Consider the following 17,261-nt stretch of genomic DNA (forward strand, 5'->3'; position numbering starts at 1 on the left):
TGTCATCCGTGGTTGAAGAGGGTTTTGAATGCCTATATTTATGCTTTAACCACGGAATACACTGAATGCACGGAAAATGAACAAACAATCCTTCCGTGTTGCTCTGTGTCATCCGTGGTTGAAGAGGGTTTTTGAATATCTATATATATGCTTTAACCACGGAATACACGGATTACACGGAAAATGAACAAACAACCTTCCGTGTCGTTCCGTGTTATCCGTGGTTGAAGAGATATTTTGAATATCTATATATATGCTTTAACCACGGAATGCACGGATTACATGGAAATGAACAAACAATCCTTCCGTATCGCTCTATGTTGTCAATTTAATAAGTATTGTGGCTATCGATATTTATTATATTTAACAAGGTGTATTATTTTTCTCAGACTGTTGTCAATACTGAAACTCATATGAATCGAACAGATATTAAGAGATTTCGTGATATCCCAAATATCGGTGTGGCAATTGAAAAAGATCTGTTTGCCATTGGGCTGGAAGAGCCCTGTGAGCTAATTGGGCAAGATCCCTACAAAATGTACAGTGACCTGTGCAGCGTGACTCAAAAGCGTCATGATCCCTGCGTTATCGATGTTTTTATCTCTGCAGTAAGATTTATGCAGGGTGAGGCACCAAGAAAGTGGTGGGAGTTCTCTAATGAACGCAAACGTCACTTACTATCCATAACATAACTACCAGGATGCTCAGGGCTACAAGTGTGGCTCAGATCAAGATGCGGCCAGCAGCCAATGGTCCGCTGTAAATCGCCATGATTATTGACAGGAATGAATATTCATTCTAGTCTTTGCATCCTATTAAAACCGGTGATCCAGCATTGATCACCGCTTGAATAAACCAGATGTGAGGTTAAACGTTGATGTCTAATTTGATAGGTAGGTATGGGTTATCGATTTGGCTTTTTGGTCTTCTGCTGCTGGGAGTCAGTGCAACTCAGGCAGCAGAGAAGATCGATGATTCTGCCGCTCTGAATGGCGTAAAAGCGACCAAGAGTGTGTTTCTTATCGATTTCACTAATCCCCGTAAGACCGCTTTCTATCTTGATATCATCCGCGGAACCCATGAAGGCCTGGTAAAGCAGGGAGTTACTCCCGATATGGTACTGGTCTTTATTGGTGAAACTGTGCGCTATCTAAGCACTGAGCCCGATGATGAATTGGAATTGGAGTTTGGTGATGAATTGAATGCCATCTCAGCGACAGCGAAAATCCTTAAACAGAAGGGTGTTCGCATGGAGGTCTGCGCGATCGCCAATCGTGTGTTTAAAGTGGAGAACAACACTGTATTGCCTGAAATGGATGTGGTGGGTGACGGTTTCATCTCCCTGATCGGTTGGCAGACCCAGGGGCATAAGTTGGTACCCATTTTTTAGTCAGTTTATTCGTTACAGTACACTAGGGCCGATTCGAATCGTGTTAACAGGCCCTGGTGACATAACTGGCTATATTCAGGCCTGCTCTATTTCGGGACTTTTCTCAAGGATCGAGATCGCCGCTTTGCAATCAATACTAAAGTGTTGATCTGTTCGAATATCATCTCTGAAAAATAGGCCGGTTCTTTTTCTTGCAGTGGATTTGCAGCAAAAAAATCTGCTGCCGAATCCTTGGCGCAATCACTATTCAGAAGTCAAACCCCTGGCGTTGTGATGCTGCAGTTTGCCTGGAGTTGTCAATCCGTCTAATCACTAACTTATTGTAAACAAACAGTTAATAGATTCCTGTATATCCATTTTATTGATTGGAATGGTTGTTGCATAACTAGAGGTGGAGCCATATGGCAGGGATAAACAGGTGGGTAAAACTGGATTAACACTCAGTGCCCCGGATTCAACTGACCAGATTATTAAATAGGCAGTTTAACAGGTGCAAGCTCTTATCAGGGTGATCGCCGGAGATTGCGGATTATGAAAATAAGACGTTTTTTCGCTTCTGACATGCGACAGGCCTTGCGCCAGGTTAAAGAGGCATTGGGATCGGATGCGGTTATTCTCTCGAATAAGGGAGTAGAGGGAGGCATCGAGCTGGTAGCAGCGGTAGATTATGATGAGTCTGCCTTCAGCACTACCCAGCCGACCTCCATAGAATCAAACGAACCAGAGATTAAGGGTAAAAAGGCAACTACCCACTCTGTTGCTGCTTCAGCTTATAAAGACGTTGAGGGGGGTGTAAAAAATATCTCCCCTAAGCGCAATGAGAGGCATCAGACCTTTGATACAGGCGAGGGTAGGGATAAACCTAAAGTGGAATGGAGCCAGGATCCAGTGTTGCGCGAGATGCGGCAGGAGATGCAGGCACTGCGCCGGATGATGGAAAATGAGTTATCCGAACTGACTTGGCGCGATATGGGCCATCGTCGTCCTCAAACACAAGAATTGATGCGGCAACTCATGGGACTTGGTTTAGATGCCGCCCATTGCCGTGAATTGGCCTATCGGGCAGAGGATGCTGAGACCCCTGAACTGGCCTGGAGACAGGCTTTGAATCATCTCGGTCGGGAATTTCTGGTTGAGCATGACGATCTGCTTAATGCCGGAGGTATTCTGGCTCTGGTCGGCCCAACCGGCGTTGGAAAGACAACAACCATCGCCAAACTGGCGGCAAAGTTTTGTTTGCGCCATGGTAATCGCCATCTGGCACTGATTTCAGCGGACAGCTATCGCATTGGTGCTCAGGAACAGTTACAGAACTATGGTCAAATTCTGGATGTGCCTGTTCGCAGCGTCACTTCCCCTGAGGAGTTGAGTAGTGCTCTGCATGCATTTGCAGAAAAACGCCTGGTATTGATCGACACAGCAGGAATGGGTCAACGGGATCTGAAATTGACAGAGCGTCTAGCGCTCTTGAATCAGGGTAATCATCCGGTGAAGGCCTTACTGACACTCTCAGCGACTACACAGCGTAGCGCTCTGACTCACGCGATTCGTTCATTTGGTGCTATCTCACCTGTGGCTGCAATCCTGACAAAAATGGATGAAGCCGCCTCCCTCGGTGGTGTGTTTTCTGCGTTACTGGAAGCAAGGCTTCCCCTGGCGTTTACCACTGATGGCCAGCGGGTACCTGAAGATATTCATGTTGCCCGATCCGAAGTACTAATAAGGCAGGCTGTTGAAATGACGCAACAGACAGAACATCAACCCGATGAGGAGTATCTGGCTATGGCCTTCGGAGGAATGAGCGAACATGCAAATGTCTGAACATATCGAAGACCAGGCAACCGGACTACGTAGGATGGTTAACCCAGAACCTGTTAGAGTAATTGCTGTTACTGGCGGCAAGGGGGGCGTGGGTAAAACCAATATTTCCGCCAACCTGGGGATTGCCCTCTCCGAAATGGGACGGCGGGTGATGCTGTTGGATGCGGATATGGGGTTGGCTAATCTGGACGTGGTACTTGGATTACATGCTAAACTAAACCTCTCCCATGTGATGCGGGGTGAAGCTTCCCTTGAGGATATCATTGTCACCGGGCCAAAGGGTTTGCGGGTTGTACCGGGCGCCTCTGGTATTCAGCACATGGCGGAGATGTCACCAGCAGAAAATGCAGGATTGATTCATGCATTTAGTGAGCTGGCCAATGATGTGGACATATTGCTGATCGATACTGCAGCAGGTATTTCTGATTTGGTAATCAGCTTTAGCAGGGCGGCTCAGGAGCAGATTGTGGTTGTCTGTGACGAGCCAGCATCAATTACAGATGCCTATGCCATAATTAAACTATTAAATCGAGAGCATGGTATCAGTCGTTTTCGTATACTGGCCAATATGGTCAAAACTGTTCAGGAAGGACGCGATCTGTACAACAAGATGTGTCGGGTTACTGATCAGTATCTGGATGTTATGCTCAGCTACATGGGCAGTATTCCGTATGATGAGCAGCTCAGGAAAGCGGTGAAGAGTCAAAAACCGGTGGTTGAGGCCTTTCCGAGATCGAGAGTAGCGCAGGCGTTCAAGAATTTAGCCAAGAAGGCCGATAACTGGCCTGTACCAACTGGAGTCAGTGGTGATCTGCAGTTTTTTGTCGAACGCCTGATCCAATTTTCAAGCCAATATGGGGAGTAATGACGGTGAACGGTTTAGCGACATACACCGCCGTGCAAAAGCAGCAGAGCTACAATGACTTGGTTAACCAGCATGCAGGGCTGGTCAAAAGGATCGCCTATCATTTGATGAACCGATTGCCACCTAATGTGCAATCGGATGATCTGATCCAGGCAGGTATGCTGGGTTTGCTGGAAGCAAGCAAAAACTATGATCCCACTCAGGGTGCCAGTTTTGAGACCTATGCGGGTATCCGCATCAGGGGTGCCATGCTGGATGAGATCAGGCGTAGTGATTGGACACCACGTTCTGTGCATCGTAAGGCACGCATGGTGGCCGAGGCGATGCGAGAAATCGAAAACACCGAGGGTCGAGATGCTCGGGATATCGAGGTGGCGCAGGCGCTTGAGATGAGCCTGGAGGATTATCATCAGATCCTGCAGGACTCAACCGGATGCCGGATATTCAGTCTGGATGAATTGACAGCAGTCAGTGATGGCTTTCCGGCTTCCCGTGAAGGCCCGATGGACAGCCCCTTTGAGGGTTTGCAGAAGGATGCCTTCAAGAAGGCGCTGGCTGAGGCTATAGCCAGTTTACCTGAACGGGAGCGATTGGTGATCGCTATGTATTATGACGATGAAATGAATCTTCGGGAGATCGGGCATGTGTTGGGTGTCAGTGAATCTCGGGTCTGCCAGATACACAGTCAGGCAACCTTGCGATTGCGCTCTAGACTGACAGAATGGCTCTCACTAGTGCACGAAGAAGAGTAGTAATTGGTTGGCCTGTAGATGCCGTGATTGGAGATGACCGGTAAAAATACAGGAGGGAGTAAGCATTGGACAAAAATATGAAGATCCTCATTGTGGATGATTTCTCCACAATGCGGCGAATTATCAAAAACTTGCTGAGAGACTTGGGTTTCAACAATACCCAGGAGGCAGACGATGGCTTGACTGCATTGCCCATGTTGCAGAGCGGGAATTTCGATTTTCTCGTCTCAGACTGGAATATGCCTGGCATGACGGGTATCGATCTACTGAAGGCTGTGCGAGCAGATGAGAAATTGGCTAGCCTGCCAGTTCTTCTAGTGACAGCTGAGTCTAAACGCGAGCAGATTATTGAGGCAGCCCAGGCAGGCGTCAACGGTTATGTTGTAAAGCCCTTTACCGCAACCACCCTGGAAGAGAAGATCGGTAAGATCTTTGAACGCGTGGGTTAACCTTTTTTCTCCGGGAGTTTCTCACTATGGGGCAACAACAGGATAACCAGCTGCGTTTAGATACAGCCAAAGCGTTGGTCAGCAGTTTGGAATCAGGCGATGAAGAGGAGTCTGAAAGGCTGATCGCAGCACTGACCACTCCTACAAATAATGATCAACTGTTTCTTGAAGTCGGTCGTTTGACACGCGAGCTGCATGATGCGATCAATGGGTTTCTACTCGATGCGCGCATCAACGATATGACCAGTTTTGAAATACCTGATGCCAAAGAACGGCTCAGTTATGTCATTACAATGACTGAGCAATCTGCGGATCGTACCCTGACAGCGGTTGAAAAGAGTATGCCGTTGGTTGAAGGCATTGAATCCCAATCCGCTGAATTATTGGAGCAGTGGGAGCGATTGCGTTCTCGTATGCTGAATAAGGATGACTTTAAGGATCTGAGTCTTTCTTTGTCTGAATATCTCGCCAAATCTAAAGAAGATGCCGCCAGTCTGCATAAAAACCTCTCTGACGTGCTAATGGCTCAGGACTTTCAGGATCTCACCGGCCAGATTATCCGTAAGGTGATCACACTGGTTCACGATGTTGAAGAGAAATTGGTAATGTTGGTCCGCATTACGGGCGATAAGTTTGACGAAGGGAGCGAAAAGAAGAGTAACGAAGAGTTGGCCGGTCCGGCGATTCCAGGTCTCGATCAAGGGGATCAAGTGACCAGTCAGGATGACGTGGATGATCTGCTCTCCAGCCTTGGATTTTAGTTATTCAGGTTTAGACCGATATATCAGTCAATAAGAATGGCAATATTCGGTAGTGTTACCGGGAGTGTTAGATGAGCATCGATGTCAACGACGAAATCCTTCAGGATTTTTTGGTCGAGGCAGGAGAAATTCTTGAGCTGCTTAGTGAGCAGTTGGTCGACCTTGAGCAGCAACCTGACGATTTTGATCTGCTCAACGCCGTTTTTCGTGGTTTCCATACCATCAAGGGTGGCGCAGGCTTTCTCACCATTGATCCATTGGTTGAGGTTTGTCACCGCGCAGAAGACGTATTTAATATCCTGCGCCAAGGTCAGCGCAGTGTAGGGCCGGATTTAATGGATTCGGTGCTTGAAGTGCTGGATGTCGTGAATGCGATGTTCAATGATGTGCGCCAGGGGGTCATGCCCGATCATGCCGAACCCAGTCTCATTCAACGCCTGAATACATTTGCTGTGCCCGAAGGTGAGGAAGAGGTTGAGGAGGAAGCTGTCGAGGCGGTTGAAGAGCCGGCGCAGGCTGATTCCGAGGCAGAGACGGAAGATCTGAGTGAAAACGAATTCGAAGAGCTTCTTGATGCCATCCAGGAACCAGCTGAGACTACTGCCGCAAGTGACAATATCTCTGAGGATGAATTTGAATCGCTATTGGATGATCTCCACGGTAAGGGGAAGTTTACCGGTAAACCTAAAGCAGATGAAAAGAGTCAGAAAGCTGATTCGGATGATATTTCAGAAGATGAGTTCGAGAATATCCTTGATCAGATCCATGGCAAGGGCAAATTCGATCCCAATAAAGTAGCAGACAGTGAGCCAGAGAAGAAAAAAGCGGCAGGAAATGCCAGCGATGATATCTCTGAGGATGAGTTTGAGAATATTCTCGACCAGATTCACGGCTCGGGTAAATTCGATCCGAAAAAGGTAAAGCAGGAGGCCCCTGCAGCACCAAAGGCAAAACCTGCAGCGAAAAAGAAAGCTGTGGCGAAAAAGAAAGTTGCAGCGGCTAAAAAAGCACCTGCTCCAAAAGAGGCTCCCAAGCCTGCTGCCAAGTCCGAGCCCAAAGCTGCTGCAGAAAAGAAAGCGAAAGCTTCCGCAAAACCTGCTGCAAAAGGGGCTAAGCCTCCACAGGCAAACAAACCACCGGCAGAGACATCTGTTCGGGTGGATACCCAACGCCTCGACGATATTATGAATATGGTCGGTGAGCTTGTTCTGGTTCGTAATCGCCTGGCGACGTTGAAAGCGACTTTGAATGATGAACAAGTATCGAACGCAGTGGGTAATCTCGATGTGGTGACCTCGGATCTGCAACTGGCAGTGATGAAAACCCGCATGCAGCCGATCAAAAAAGTTTTCGGTCGTTTTCCCCGTGTTGTGCGGGATCTGGCTCGTAGCCTTAAAAAAGAGATCGACCTGGAGATGCAGGGTGAAGATACCGATCTGGATAAGAACCTGGTCGAGGCGTTAGCCGATCCCCTGGTGCATCTGGTGAGAAATTCAGTCGACCATGGTATCGAACAGCCGGAAGAACGTGAGCAAAAAGGAAAGCCCAGACGGGGTACCGTGGTACTGTCCGCTGCACAGGAAGGCGACCATATTCTGCTCTCTATTGCCGATGATGGTAAGGGGATGGATCCTGACGTATTACGTGAGAAGGCTGTTGAAAAGGGCATGATGGATGCTGATGCAGCTGCCAGGTTGGATGATAGGGAGTGTTTTAACCTGATTTTTGCACCCGGTTTTTCCACCAAGACTGAGATTTCCGATGTTTCGGGGCGCGGTGTTGGAATGGATGTAGTAAAGACACGTATTGCCCAGATGAACGGTTCAGTTGAGATCGACTCGGAATGGGGACAAGGCAGTATCATTATCATCAAACTGCCATTGACCCTGGCAATATTGCCGACCCTGATGGTGTTGCTGAACGATCAACCTTTCGCCCTACCTTTAGCCAGTGTTGTGGAGATCTTTAATCTCGATCTCAAGCGTACCCATGTTGTTGATGGGCAACTGACCATCATGGTAAGAGAGCGTGCGCTACCGTTGTTCTATCTACGAAACTGGCTGAGACCCAAAAACCCACTGACCACTGAAGAGAAGGGCAATGGGCATGTGGTAATTGTGAATGTAGGTAATTTGCAGGTTGGTTTGGTAGTCGATCATTTGATCGGGCAAGAGGAGGTTGTGATCAAGCCTTTAGGGGCTTTACTGCAAGGTCTTGAAGGTATGGCTGGCGCCACTATCACAGGTGATGGAAAAATCGCATTGATCATGGATGTACCTGGTTTGATGCGAAAAAATGTTAAGAAATTTTAATTAATCGGTTTTTGACGGGGTGTTGCATAACGCTGAGAAAGCTTGGGTTGCTGCCCGTCTCTAAGACTAAAGTGGTTTTTAAGAGGGAATATGGGCGCCAAAGTGCGAGTACTGATTGTCGATGACTCCGCCTTTTTCCGTAATCGTGTGGCGGCGGCACTGCAAACCGCTAGTGACATAGAGATTGTTGGCTTCGCCGCGAATGGTGCAGAGGCAATCAGGCAGAATAGATCCTTAAAACCTGATGTGGTAACGATGGATGTCGAGATGCCTGTGATCGATGGGATTACAGCAGTTCGTAAAATCATGGCTGAGATGCCAACTCGAATCCTGATGTTTTCTGCTGTAACCACCGAAGGTGCCAGGGAGACGCTTGATGCATTGGATGCCGGGGCAATGGATTTTCTGCCGAAGGAGATGGCTAGTCCGGTTTCAGGTGCGGAAGAGACTGCGAAGGAGCTACTCGAACGGGTGCGGAATTTAGGTAAATCCTCTTTGTCCAGATCTCGTTCCAGTGTCAAAGATTATCTCAGTCAATCTTCCCGTGTATCTCCAATCAAGCAGGCTGCTCCTTCATTCACGAGTAACCCTGAAATGGTGGCAATTGGTGCATCGACAGGTGGACCGGTTGCACTTCGTCAGATATTAAGTGCGTTGCCAAGAAATTTTCCACTGCCTGTAGTTGCAGCTGTACATATGCCGGGCAGTTTTACCACAGCTTATGCGGAACGACTTGATGTTGCCTGTTCAATAAAGGTCAAAGAGGCAGTGGATCGTGACAGACTGGTTCCAGGGGAGGGGTTGATCGCACCCGGTGGAAAGCAGTTGCGCGTTGTGAGAGGTGCTGGGGGCTACCAGATCCGGATTTCCGAAGCCCTGCCTGGGGAGATCTACCATCCAAGTGTCGATGTTTTTCTTTCATCGGTTGCGGAAAGTTATCGGGGTAATGCACTGGGACTAATATTAACGGGTATGGGAGCCGATGGTCTTAAAGGGGCAAAAAAGTTGAAAAATACGGGTGCTTCCCTTTGGAGTCAGGACGAGAAAAGCTGTGTGGTCTACGGTATGCCACAAGCTGTTGAGAAGGCAGGTCTGTCTGATCGTGTTCTGAGTCTGGATGAGATGGGTCCATTGCTAGCGAGACTGAAATGAGAGTCGACTTTCTGAGTTTTATCGGAATTCTGGTCGCTTTTCTGGCGATACTTGGTGGTAATTGGCTAGAAGGGGGGCATATGGACTCCCTGGTCAATGGTCCTGCTATGGTGATTGTCATCGGCGGTACGATTGGCGCCATTTTGCTACAGACGCCTGTGCCGGTCTTTTGGCATGCACTACGCCTCTCCGGACGTGTCTTTCTACCAGCCAAGCTCGATATGCGCACAACCATAGATAAGTTGGTGCAGTGGAGCAATATTGCAAGAAAAGAGGGGCTGCTGGGTTTAGAGACGATCGCTGATGAAGAGCCTGACCCTTTTATCCGTAAAGGTATGCAGCTGTTGGTAGATGGCAGTGAGCCCGATGCGCTACGTTCTATTCTTGAGATGGAAGTGGATGCCAGTGAGCAATACGATATCCAGGCATCCAAGGTATTCGAGGGAATGGGAGGATATTCACCTACAATTGGCATTATCGGTGCGGTAATGGGATTGATTCATGTGATGCAGAATCTGGCTGATCCCAGCAAGTTGGGTAGTGGTATTGCTACAGCTTTCGTTGCAACGATATACGGGGTTGGACTCGCGAATCTGTTCCTCTTGCCAATCGCTTCAAAACTGAAGACGCAATCGGAACAGATATCTACATTTCGAGAGATGGTGATAGAGGGTGTTATCGGCATCGCTGAGGGCGACAACCCTCGCAGTATCGAAACCAAATTGAAAGGGTTTCTGCAATGAATATCCTTTGTAAATGGTCAAGTAGGGTCGGCTAGTCATGGGCAGAAGACGCAAACGCCAGGAAGAGCCCGTTAACCACGAACGCTGGATTGTCTCCTATGCGGATTTCGTGACCCTGCTGTTTGCATTTTTTGTGGTCATGTATTCGGTCTCTTCAGTGAATGAAGGTAAATACCGAGTGTTATCTCAAACCCTCACCCATGCATTTCAGGAATCCCAGCGTAGTCTGGAACCGATTCAGGTTGGTGAACTTGCCCGTAGCCGTGGGGATACCCCGGGTCTGGGACAGGAGAGCGCATTGATCGAAGGTGAACTTCGCCAGGGACCAGGTATGGAGAATCGTCTGGGCCTGGATCAGGCGGTTGGAAAAGAGGTGATACCCGATCTGCCAAGCAATGAGACCCAGCGACTCAGTTTTTTAGCCGCCACCATCGAGGATATGTTGAGTGACTATGTCGACCAGGAGCTGGTTGATGTCAGTTTCAGCGAGGATCGGGTGGTGGTGAACATGAAGGATAAGATGTTGTTCCCCAGTGCCAGTGCCCATCTTTCAAGGGCTGCGGTAAAGGCCCTCAGAGAAATCAGCAAGGTGTTGGCAGCAGTTCCCAACCAGATCCAAGTGGAAGGCAATACTGATAACCGTCCGATCAACACCGAAGAGTTTCCATCCAATTGGGAGTTATCGGCAGCTCGTGCTGCCAGTGTTGTGCACTTGATGAGCCGAACCGGTGTTACTCCAGATCGTATGTCTGCAGTCGGTTATGCTGAGCATAGGCCTGTCTCAGGTAACAATACAGAGCAGGGAAGAGCTAAAAATCGTCGCGTTACCCTGGTGATCCTGGGTATGAATGGTAAGCAGGATCGAACCATCGATCTACCGGGAAGTGGCGGATGAAGATCTGGACCGTCGCCAATCAGAAAGGGGGGGTGGGAAAAACCACCACAACGGTCTCATTGGGAGGGCTATTGGCCCAATGGGGGTTGCGTACCCTGTTGGTTGATATCGATCCACACGCCTCTCTGACCAGTTATTTTCGATACGACCCTGACGGGCTTGAAGAGAGTGTCTACAGCTTGTTTAAAGGCGTGGCACAGAAGCAGACTGTTGATCCTCTTGGGCTGATTCACCCCACAGGTACTGAAGGGCTGGATTTAATGCCGGCTGAAATGGCATTGGCCACACTTGATCGGCAGGCAGGCAAACTGGATGGCATGGGGTTGGTCATCAAACAGGCGATGAGCCAGCTTAGTGACCGCTATGATCATGTTTTACTCGATTGTCCGCCTATATTAGGCGTGCTGATGATCAACGCACTGGCTGCATGTGATCACCTGATTATCCCAGTACAAACAGAATTTCTTGCTCTAAAAGGGCTGGAGCGCATGTTACATACCCTTGATATGGTTACCAAGTCCAGACAGATCCCTCTGCCCTACCATATAGTGCCAACGATGTTTGATCGTCGTACAAGGGCCTCCATTGATAGTATTAGAGTGATGAGAGAGAGTTATCCTGAGCATGTATGGCATAGCCTGATACCTGTGGATACACTTTTTCGTGAAGCCAGTAAGGCGGGTATACCTCCTGCTCTGTTTGCACCTCAGAGCCATGGAACACTGGCTTACGGTAAGTTACTCGAAGAGTTACTGAATGATCACGAGACACTACCGAAAGCGGGAGCTGGTGCATGAGTATGCCATCAGATAAGTCTCGCTTGAAACCGGTCGCAAACAAAATAGAGGAACCGGACAACGCGCTAAAGAGTTACCTCGATACGCTATTGCTGGAGATTGACACAATCCCAGACAAAAGCGTGAAGGTTAAAGAGCCTCCTCCTGTTGCCGATATTATAGTGGAGGAACAGACAGAAGTGACCCAGCTGTCAGAGCCGGAGCTTGCAGAGTCTGTTCAGATCCAGCCACAACAAGCCTCAGGGTTGCCGGATTGGGTTGAAAATGAGTTTCAGGTGCTGCTATTCAAAGTCAATGGCATCACCATGGGTATCCCCCTCAATGCATTAAAGGGGATTCTCAACTACAGTGGAGAGGCAAGTCAGCTACCTGGCCAACCTGTTTGGTCATTAGGTGTCGTTCTTAATCGGGAAGAGAAAGTGGTTGTAATAGACTCAGCCCGCATATTGATGCCGGAACGGTTGACTGTAGATGATCGGGTAAAACCGCAGCAGCTCTTGATCATAGGCGAGGGCGATCGTGCATTGGCTGTGGACAGTATCTGTAATACTTTGAGTATTGAAAAGGATGAGGTACGTTGGCGTAGTGGGGTGCCTAATAAACCCTGGTATGCAGGTATTATCATCCAAGAGTTGAGTGTTCTGCTCGACGTAGATGGGGTTTTAGGGTTGCTTGCAGCCTGAGTGTAGATGACATGAGATCGGTGCTTCAACGAAAAATCAGAAGTTCAGTGAGCTTTAGAGGTGTAGACCATGAGTGTAGATGATGATGAGAGTGGTGGTAGTCCACTGATTCAATTTGTTACTTTCATCCTGATGGATGAGGTTTATGGCATCAATGTCATGCAGGTACAGGAAGTATTAAGGGTGACAGAGATCGCTCCAGTACCCGGAGCACCGAGTTATGTCCTGGGTATAGTTAACCTGCGCGGTAACGTGGTTACCGTTATAGACACGAGAAAGCGTTTTGGTCTGCCTTCGGTTGAGGTCAACGATGCCAGTCGCGTTATTGTGATCGAATCAGAGAAGCAGGTTGTCGGTATTCTGGTCGATGCAGTAGCTGAAGTTGTTGAACTCAGTGAAGATCAGATTGATGTGGCGCCCAATGTAGGAACAGAAGAGAGTTCCCGCTACATCCAGGGAGTTGCCACCCAAGATAAAAGGTTACTGATTCTGGTCGATCTGAATAAACTGCTTACCGATGAGGAGTGGCAGGAAATCAGCATGTACTAGACTTGCATACAGGATCTGTTGCTGAAAACAATTTAACAGCTATTTTTAATGGATTAGACTGCTTTTGGTAAAAAGGCACCAGCTATGCCTGAAATTGGAGAACAAAGTCCACTCAATCCTCTCTACCCGGTAAAGCCGGCAAAGGCCCCTATGCGCCGTGATCGTCCAAAACGGAAGGATGAACAGGAGAATCAGGAGCAGCAGAAGCCTAAACAAGACAAAGGTAATGGAAAGCCACATATTGATGAGTATGCTTGATGACTAAACTGCTGCAGAGACTGCACCCTGGTATTAAGATAGTAGGTGTTATCGCCAGGGTGAACTATGGCAGGTAGTTCAATTTTATTCTGGTTCGTTTTACTTCCGCTGGCAATGCTGCTTGCCGCGTTTTTGGGCTATCTCTTTATCATTGATCGTAGGAGAAAAGAGCGCCTGGCCCAACAAAGTAAAGAGATCCAAACCCTGAAACAGACAGTTGCTGCGCTTTGTTCGAGCGCTGTTGGTGTCGACAGGCGGGTGAATCGGCTGGAACGACAGGGGCGTGATCTTGAAGAGCGTCAGGAAAATATTGAACAGTCGAACCTGCAGGGTGATCCACCTTACAGTGATGCTATCAGTATGGTTCGTGCCGGTGCCGGTCCGGAACAATTGATTGAAGAGCTGGGCATCAGCCGTGATGCGGCAGATCTGATTATTATGATTCATGGTGTAAAGCAGGAAGATGCTTAAGTCATGATGAGCTCTGCGACCAAATAGTTTATTCAAAATCATTGCTGTCCCACTTACTTTAACTAATACGGTTGTAACTGATTCATTGCTGTTGGTTTCTATCGCTGATTGAGAATTGAGACATGAAAAAGCATTGTAAAGCAGAGGGTCACGGCAAGAAAAACTTACAAGTCATCAGTATCTTAAATGGGTGGGAGAGGGGCCGGGGGAGAGGGGGAGAATGAACGCCCTATTTTCTCCAACAATCAGCAAGAAAAATATGAACGATCAATGCGGTTTTATCTTTCAACCACATGAAACGCTCCGCGTACACCCTCTCCCCAACCCCTCTCCCGTAAAGGGAGAGGGGCTTTCAGAGTTGTTCTGAAAAGATTGAAAGTTAATGGGGCAGCAGTGATTCAAAATACAGATTTGATCTCCTCTAAAACCCCACTCTTAGGTTTTGCCGCATACAGCGGAACAGGAAAAACTACGCTGTTGAAACAGTTAATTCCGCTTATCAAAGAGTCCGGAATGCGAGTGGGTGTCATTAAGCATGCCCACCATAAGGTAGATGTGGATCAACCAGGTAAGGATAGTTACGAATTACGCAAGGCGGGTGCTGGTCGGGTTCTACTGGCCACCTCTCAACATTGGGCCTTAATGGTGGATGAGCCACACCCAAAGGAACCAGAATTGCCTGAATTGTTGCAGAGACTCGACTGTCGGGAAATTGATCTTGTCGTGGTGGAGGGGTTCAGGCATCTCGATTTCCCCAAAATAGAGCTACATCGCCCTTCATTGGGCAAGCCACTACTATTTCCTGATGATCCTTCTGTTATTGCAGTAGCCACTGATGCACCAATTGAACAACAGAGCGAGTTGCCAATACTTGATCTAAATGATTTAAGTGAAATCGCAAAGTTTGTCGAAGAGTATTGTGCCAGTTACTAACAAGATAAAAGTACCTGGTTACACTTTATGCTCAGCTAAAGAATCTAAACTTTGATATGGTGTTGCAGGTGGCTATTCGTTCAAGTTAGGCGCACTGTTTTAAGTCCACTTGGTGGGGCATGGCCCCACCCTACCGGTTTGGATCAGGTGTTGTGGCCATACCCGTACATGTTCGAATTAAGCGTATGCCGGTACATGTTTGAATTAAGCGTAGGGTGGGGCCATGCCCCACCAAAGAAGGTTGGTTACTGTTTCTCTGCAGAGATATAACAGATCCAACCGGCATCAGCTTCGCCTTCCTCAACAGGGACAAATATACCATCTGCTTCACCGTCGTCATCGAATCCCTGCCAATAGAAGGTAATCTTTTTAAACCCAACCTCTTCCAACAGCTCGCGAACTTCAGGCAGACTCCAGAGGCGCCAATCATAGCTGAAGGCTCGATCGAACCTGGAACCATCCTCGAAATCAAAATGGATATGGCAGATCAGATTGCCACTGATCGGGTCATACTTCTCCTGTTCCCAGATATAGGTGAAGCTGCTCTTACCATCCTCGATCTCCCTCTCCTCTTCAATCTCTTTGTAAGAGTCAGAGCCACCATAGGCATCCATGAACAGAACACCATCGTCAGAGAGTTGTTTGAAGACACGTCGAAAGTAGCGTTTGAGCTCTGTCCTCTCCTTAAAAAGCCAATAACTGAAATTCATTGCTGAGATGATCTCCATAGATTCAGTCTCAGCGGTCAGAACATTTTTATTCAGCAAAGTAATACGCTTGCTTTGCGAGGACTTGAGTTGCGACAGTTGATTCTCCTGACCCCACTGCAATACTTCAGCATCCAAATCGACACCGATTGCCTGGTTACCCTTGCGTCGCCTTACCCATTCACAGCAGACATTGGCTGTGCCACAAAAGTCCTCTCTCAATAGTTTGGCTCTATGCCCTTTGAGTTTTTTGTAGGTGTCATCAACGAAGTCGATCTCCGCCTCGGAACATTGAACAGACAGTTCATAAAGGTGGTGACGATCGGCCAATTGGGCCATTGATTGCGATTTTTTCTTTCTTTTAGCCATTGTTATATCAATAGTCTCTTATCACTAAGCATGGTAACGGCGGGAGAGAAATCCTACCCCATCGTGCAGCACTTGGCCATGCTCAATGCGGCTGAAATCAAACTATTTTGTTGCCGGATTATTATAAATTTAGTTAGGGCCTGTTAACACTAATCGAATCGTCCCTGTTGCCCCTGAAAAAGCGCCAATCAAGGCGCACCCCAAGGGCACTTCCTTACGGACGCGAGGAGAGAGTTTTGGTCACTCCAAATGAACGACAAGCAACGCCGGGTGGTGCTTTTTCAGGGGTAACCCGAAGGGGTGAGGCTATTTTTCCGCCCAGCGGCGTTACCATTCGCTCATGTAGAGTGACTACACTTCGCTTATTCTGCCTTGCTGGAGGAAAAAACAGTCTCAGCAGGGACGATTCGATTAGTGTTAACAGACCCTAGGAAATGCAGCTAAAAAACCAAATTTGTAAATCGCGAACTATAATCACTGTTATAGGATGAAACAGGTGAGGTGGTGTCATGGCAATTGCGATTACACTCCAGGAGTATTTACATAATCACACATCTGATTATGAGATTATTGATCACAGACGAACCAGCTCCACACTGCATAGCGCGGAAGCGGCTCATATACCTGGCGACAGAATGGCGAAGTCGGTACTGCTGGGGGATGATGAGGTCTACATGCTGGCCGTTATTCCAGCAACCCACCATATAGACTTTGACGATTTGACCCAGCTAACCGGGCGTAATCTATTTCTTATATCAGAAGAGGAGCTACAGCAGGCCTTTGCCGATTGCGAAACCGGAGCGGTGCCGCCTTTGGGTGACCCATATGGTATAGAAACCCTGGTTGATGTGGCGCTATTACAGCAGCCTGATCTCTATTTCGAGACCGGTGATCATGGAAAATTGCTACATATCAGCACTGAAACCTTTCGTGAGTTGGAAGAGAACGCCCTGGTGGGTGAGTTCAGTTACCACATATAAGATAAATCCCGGCAGCTAAAAATTGTCTTCAGCCTGGGGGGAGCCCGCTTGCGGCTGCCCTTAGGTCAATCTCATTAGGGGCTGCAAACCAACTCTCTCCTTGTACAGGATTGCAGCTAAAGAGAGCAGGCTGTCAAGTATTTGATTCCAGCCACAAACTAGTTTAATCTTGCGCATCTCGAAATCTGGAGAGATGTCCGAGTGGCTGAAGGAGCACGCCTGGAAAGTGTGTATACGTTTATAGCGTATCGAGGGTTCGAATCCCTCTCTCTCCGCCAAATAAAAAAAGGCCCCAATCGGGGCCTTTTTTTATTTGGCGGAGAGAGAGGATTTGATTCGAACCCTTCGTTCGAAAGGAACGCAGTGACGCAGAC

19 protein-coding genes and 1 tRNA gene are annotated in these 17,261 nt (G+C 48.1%); 19 read left to right on the top strand and 1 reads right to left on the bottom strand.

The features are described from left to right. Positions 1 to 413: 413 nt before the first annotated feature. From AC4IE7_RS04430 to mobB, 17 genes are all read left to right on the top strand, one after another. Positions 414 to 692: a helix-hairpin-helix domain-containing protein gene (locus AC4IE7_RS04430; RefSeq protein ID WP_490775603.1), complete on the top strand. Its 279-nt coding sequence runs from the start codon at positions 414 to 416 to the stop codon at positions 690 to 692. Between the two features lie 185 nt (positions 693 to 877). After that, complete coding sequence (locus AC4IE7_RS04435; protein WP_490775604.1) at positions 878 to 1,390, top strand: DsrE family protein; 513 nt, start codon at positions 878 to 880, stop codon at positions 1,388 to 1,390. 531 nt (positions 1,391 to 1,921) lie between these two features. Continuing rightward, a complete protein-coding gene (gene flhF, locus AC4IE7_RS04440; RefSeq protein ID WP_490775605.1) occupies positions 1,922 to 3,211 on the top strand; it encodes a flagellar biosynthesis GTPase FlhF in 1,290 nt (429 codons plus the stop codon). Continuing rightward, the gene (locus AC4IE7_RS04445) at positions 3,198 to 4,076 is read left to right on the top strand and encodes a MinD/ParA family ATP-binding protein (RefSeq protein WP_490775606.1); all 879 of its coding nucleotides are present in this window, start codon (positions 3,198 to 3,200) and stop codon (positions 4,074 to 4,076) included. Before flhF ends, AC4IE7_RS04445 begins: the two co-directional genes overlap by 14 nt. 5 nt (positions 4,077 to 4,081) lie before the next feature. Beyond that, complete coding sequence (locus tag AC4IE7_RS04450; RefSeq protein WP_490775607.1) at positions 4,082 to 4,828, top strand: RNA polymerase sigma factor FliA; 747 nt, start codon at positions 4,082 to 4,084, stop codon at positions 4,826 to 4,828. A 77-nt stretch (positions 4,829 to 4,905) separates the two neighbouring features. Further along, entirely contained in the window at positions 4,906 to 5,277 is a 372-nt protein-coding gene (cheY, locus tag AC4IE7_RS04455; protein WP_490775608.1) for a chemotaxis response regulator CheY, read from the top strand. Positions 5,278 to 5,303: 26 nt separating this feature from the next. Then, positions 5,304 to 6,038, top strand: coding sequence for a protein phosphatase CheZ (locus tag AC4IE7_RS04460; RefSeq protein ID WP_490775609.1), 735 nt, complete (start codon positions 5,304 to 5,306; stop codon positions 6,036 to 6,038). Between the two features lie 71 nt (positions 6,039 to 6,109). After that, on the top strand, positions 6,110 to 8,350 hold the full coding sequence (locus AC4IE7_RS04465) for a chemotaxis protein CheA (protein ID WP_490775610.1): 2,241 nt from the start codon (positions 6,110 to 6,112) through the stop codon (positions 8,348 to 8,350). A gap of 90 nt (positions 8,351 to 8,440) precedes the next feature. Then, complete coding sequence (locus AC4IE7_RS04470; protein WP_490775611.1) at positions 8,441 to 9,502, top strand: protein-glutamate methylesterase/protein-glutamine glutaminase; 1,062 nt, start codon at positions 8,441 to 8,443, stop codon at positions 9,500 to 9,502. Continuing rightward, positions 9,499 to 10,245, top strand: a complete 747-nt coding sequence (locus AC4IE7_RS04475) for a flagellar motor protein (RefSeq protein WP_490775612.1) — start codon at positions 9,499 to 9,501, stop codon at positions 10,243 to 10,245. The genes AC4IE7_RS04470 and AC4IE7_RS04475 overlap by 4 nt, the downstream gene beginning before the upstream one ends. A 37-nt stretch (positions 10,246 to 10,282) precedes the next feature. Next, on the top strand, positions 10,283 to 11,140 hold the full coding sequence (gene motD, locus AC4IE7_RS04480; RefSeq protein WP_490775613.1) for a flagellar motor protein MotD: 858 nt from the start codon (positions 10,283 to 10,285) through the stop codon (positions 11,138 to 11,140). Further along, on the top strand, positions 11,137 to 11,937 hold the full coding sequence (locus AC4IE7_RS04485; protein ID WP_490775614.1) for a ParA family protein: 801 nt from the start codon (positions 11,137 to 11,139) through the stop codon (positions 11,935 to 11,937). Before motD ends, AC4IE7_RS04485 begins: the two co-directional genes overlap by 4 nt. After that, entirely contained in the window at positions 11,934 to 12,620 is a 687-nt protein-coding gene (locus AC4IE7_RS04490) for a chemotaxis protein CheW (protein WP_490775615.1), read from the top strand. Before AC4IE7_RS04485 ends, AC4IE7_RS04490 begins: the two co-directional genes overlap by 4 nt. 69 nt (positions 12,621 to 12,689) lie before the next feature. Then, positions 12,690 to 13,169, top strand: a complete 480-nt coding sequence (locus AC4IE7_RS04495) for a chemotaxis protein CheW (protein WP_490775616.1) — start codon at positions 12,690 to 12,692, stop codon at positions 13,167 to 13,169. Between the two features lie 84 nt (positions 13,170 to 13,253). Next, the gene (locus AC4IE7_RS04500) at positions 13,254 to 13,427 is read left to right on the top strand and encodes a hypothetical protein (protein WP_490775617.1); all 174 of its coding nucleotides are present in this window, start codon (positions 13,254 to 13,256) and stop codon (positions 13,425 to 13,427) included. 66 nt (positions 13,428 to 13,493) lie between these two features. Then, positions 13,494 to 13,898 carry a DUF2802 domain-containing protein gene (locus AC4IE7_RS04505; protein WP_490775618.1) on the top strand — a complete coding sequence of 135 codons (405 nt, stop codon included), beginning with the start codon at positions 13,494 to 13,496 and terminating at the stop codon, positions 13,896 to 13,898. A gap of 393 nt (positions 13,899 to 14,291) precedes the next feature. After that, complete coding sequence (gene mobB, locus AC4IE7_RS04510) at positions 14,292 to 14,831, top strand: molybdopterin-guanine dinucleotide biosynthesis protein B (protein WP_490775619.1); 540 nt, start codon at positions 14,292 to 14,294, stop codon at positions 14,829 to 14,831. Between the two features lie 245 nt (positions 14,832 to 15,076). Here mobB and AC4IE7_RS04515 read toward each other — a convergent pair whose 3' ends face one another. Next, the gene (locus AC4IE7_RS04515) at positions 15,077 to 15,907 is read right to left on the bottom strand and encodes a class I SAM-dependent methyltransferase (protein WP_490775620.1); all 831 of its coding nucleotides are present in this window, start codon (positions 15,905 to 15,907) and stop codon (positions 15,077 to 15,079) included. 509 nt (positions 15,908 to 16,416) lie between these two features. On the opposite strand from AC4IE7_RS04515, the gene AC4IE7_RS04520 reads away from it, so the two are divergent. Further along, positions 16,417 to 16,887 carry an aminoacyl-tRNA deacylase gene (locus tag AC4IE7_RS04520; RefSeq protein ID WP_490775621.1) on the top strand — a complete coding sequence of 157 codons (471 nt, stop codon included), beginning with the start codon at positions 16,417 to 16,419 and terminating at the stop codon, positions 16,885 to 16,887. Between the two features lie 187 nt (positions 16,888 to 17,074). Next, positions 17,075 to 17,165: transfer RNA gene (locus AC4IE7_RS04525), tRNA-Ser, on the top strand. The last annotated feature ends 96 nt before the right edge of the window (positions 17,166 to 17,261 follow it).

It is taken from the genome of Candidatus Thiodiazotropha sp. AKAK3 (assembly GCF_058244645.1).